The sequence below is a fragment of the Thalassospira lucentensis MCCC 1A00383 = DSM 14000 genome (genome assembly GCF_000421265.1).
Lineage (GTDB): Bacteria > Pseudomonadota > Alphaproteobacteria > Rhodospirillales > Thalassospiraceae > Thalassospira > Thalassospira lucentensis.
In genome coordinates, this window is record NZ_ATWN01000022.1 from 1 (window position 1) to 2,842 (window position 2,842).

Genomic DNA, 2,842 nt, shown 5'->3' on the forward strand with positions numbered 1-2,842 from the left:
GCCACTCGCTACGACAAGAATGCTAACAACTTCATGGCCGCATTATGCCTTGCTGCGCTCGTTTGCTACTGGATTTGAATGAGTCTGGACCCTAGCAAGGTAAGCTCTAAAATGCTTCTCGACGTAATTAGGTTGGACAAAACTATTTGCCATCTGGCAAACGACGTGTCGAGCCGCGCGTTCGTTAATCAAGTCATTCTCAAAACTGTATCCGTAAGTATACAGGACGTGGGGATGATAATGTAAGCGAGACATTGATAGATAGTCTCGGTCTCTACATACTAATGTTCCGCTTATCTTCCCCGTTTCAATATCGTTTATTATCGGATCAATATTATTTGATCCAAATTTATCATCAAATGACAGCTTTAGGTCTGGGCGAAATTCTTTGAACATCTTCGACCAAAATGTAATATCTGAGCTTCCTTCAACATAGACAATGTAGTCGGCCTTCTTGAAGTACTTGATGGCGCTCAGCCCAGCGTTGCTTCTTCGAAAACTCATACTGTATGGTCCTCGATTTCAATGATTCTATCCTGGTGTCTCCCGACGATATCTGGGGAATGTGTGGCGAAAATAATTTGAAGATTTGGATTGAGTTTTATTAGGGAATTAACAAGTTCAGACTGCCACGTAACGTGAAGTGAAAGCTCGGGTTCGTCGGCAATATAAGTAACCTGTCGTCTTTCACACAGTAGTGCTTCACCTAATAATATGAATAGCTGTTTCTCTCCAGATGATAGAAATTTTGGAGAGAATTGTTTGCCAGACTGAGTTTCAACGAAAATATCATTTCGATCATTAATTATTAATCGTTTTCTTGATAATCTATCATTCATAATGTCGATGAAGTTTTCGCGAGTTCTGTATATTTCAGAACGTTCTTTTTTTAAAGATGTCCAGCGATCAACAAGATTAATAAGTCGATTATTGTCAAGTATAGCGGCAATATCAACTGCCTCCATTCCTTCTTCGCCGGAGAGCTTTTTCATTGCGGTGTCAAGCATCTTGAAGTGACTGTCAATTAGCGTGGCGTATTTTTCTTCGTCTACGTTGAATTCTGCCATTATATGAGCGAGTTCTTCTCTCTCAATCTTTAATTCTGCAGCGCTTCTTCTCAATTCTTGGCCAAATCCAGTCGATTTATGAAGTAAGGAAAGGAAAATGGTTTCTTGGAATGAGTCGGTTTGTCTCTGATCTTTGGCTTGCATGGAGGAAAAATACCGGGTGAAGCCAGACAAAACACTATCTAGTTTTAAATCAACGAAGTCTCTCGCTTGTTCGCTGTACTCAAAATCTTGGATGCTGTGGGTGCGTAGTATTGGTAGCCATTTCAGATTTAGAAGAGAAGAGATTCTTTCGTGCAAAGTGGTGTGGAAATGTATTGGTGAGCGTACTCTGCGGCCCCGCATTCTGCTTTGAGGTATATCTTCAAAGTCATAAGTTGAAGGGGCTGATTCAGAAGATTTTTCGTAAAAATGATACGTAATAGTAGGGGAAAAATCGTCGCCATTTTCTTTCTCGACGATAATCTTGGGCTTTTTGTTCGAGCTGGTGGATTTCAGCGTAATCTCAATCTTTTCAAATTGGGAGCTTGCAAGAGATTCTAGGTCAATGCGTAAAGCTGCGCTCAATATATCTATAAACGTTGTTTTCCCTGATCCATTCACGCCAATAATAAAATTTAGATGTCGATAGAATGATAGGTCAACGATTTTTGTGCCCCAAAATCCGCTAATCTTGACTTGCTCTAGTACATTGGCCATCTAAATTTCTCACAGGAAACAAAAGTGATTATTTTTGGAAATATACTTGTGAAAATCATGCCTCCGCAATTAAAAGATGAGTTTTTTCTAAAATGTGTTCACTCGCTGGGGCGCGGGCGGTCTGTTTTTAGCTGAGAAGTGGTAGTTAATGGCGCAAAAAAAAAGCCCCGCAGCGTTTGCTGTCGAGGCTTTTTTGCTTTGGTGTGCGCTACTGCGCCGTCCAGCCGCCATCAACCGACATGTGCGTGCCGGTCATTTGATCGGCTGCGTCCGAGCACAGGAACAAGGCAGTTTTGCCGATCTGTTCAGGTGTGACGAACTGCTTGGACGGGTGTTTGTCCGAGACCAAGTGGGTTGCGGCTTCTTCGACGGAAATGTTGCCTTCCTTGGCCTTGGCTTCGATCTGGCGTTCGACCAGCTCGGTGCGTACCCAGCCGGGGCAAATTGAATTTGCCGTGATCCCGGTTTCGGCGGTTTCAAGGGCGGTAACCTTGGTCAGGCCCATGATGCCGTGTTTGGCCGCGACATAGGCCGCCTTTTGCGGGGAGGCAACAAGCCCGTGGGCGGATGCGGTGTTGATGATCCGGCCCCAGTCTTTTTGCTTCATAAACGGCAGGGCAAAGCGCGTGGTGTGAAACGCTGATGTCAGATTGATCGCAATCACCGCGTCCCATTTTTCTGGCGGGAAATCTTCGATCAGATCGGTGTGCTGAATACCGGCATTATTGATCAGGATGTCGGCACCGCCGCCAAATTTATCGGCGGCATCTTTCATCATTGCTTCGATTTGATCGGGCTTGGACAGGTCCGCGCCATTGTAATAGGCGGTCACACCAAAGTCGGTTTCAAGTGATTTTCGGGTGGCTTCGATCTCGTCCTTGTCGCCAAAACCATTAAGCATGATGTCCGCCCCGGCCCCGGCAAGTGCCTTTGCCATCGCAAGGCCAATGCCACTGGTGGAGCCGGTTACAAGTGCGCGTTTTCCTGTCAGCATGATGTCTTCTCCCTGAGGGTGAGGCGTTGGGGCCTCTTATTAACTTAGGAGGATCATGCCGCAGCGCAATGTAAAGCGCAAC

Annotated in this window: 3 protein-coding genes; all 3 read right to left on the reverse strand. The window is 45.3% G+C overall.

What is annotated here, in order from left to right:
* Positions 1-42: 42 nt before the first annotated feature.
* Positions 43-504, reverse strand: coding sequence for a DUF4435 domain-containing protein (locus tag K355_RS26335; RefSeq protein ID WP_022734451.1), 462 nt, complete (start codon positions 502-504; stop codon positions 43-45).
* Positions 501-1,766: an AAA family ATPase gene (locus tag K355_RS0122660; protein ID WP_022734452.1), complete on the reverse strand. Its 1,266-nt coding sequence runs from the start codon at positions 1,764-1,766 to the stop codon at positions 501-503. The genes K355_RS26335 and K355_RS0122660 overlap by 4 nt, the downstream gene beginning before the upstream one ends.
* A 208-nt stretch (positions 1,767-1,974) precedes the next feature.
* The gene (locus K355_RS0122665; RefSeq protein WP_022734453.1) at positions 1,975-2,760 is read right to left on the reverse strand and encodes a 3-hydroxybutyrate dehydrogenase; all 786 of its coding nucleotides are present in this window, start codon (positions 2,758-2,760) and stop codon (positions 1,975-1,977) included.
* Positions 2,761-2,842: the final 82 nt, after the last annotated feature.

Coding starts and splice junctions, on each gene's coding strand:
- K355_RS26335 (WP_022734451.1), bottom strand. CDS start 504: ATGAGTTTTCGAAGAAGCAACGCTGGGCTGAGCGCCATCAAGTACTTC.
- K355_RS0122660 (WP_022734452.1), bottom strand. CDS start 1,766: ATGGCCAATGTACTAGAGCAAGTCAAGATTAGCGGATTTTGGGGCACA.
- K355_RS0122665 (WP_022734453.1), bottom strand. CDS start 2,760: ATGCTGACAGGAAAACGCGCACTTGTAACCGGCTCCACCAGTGGCATT.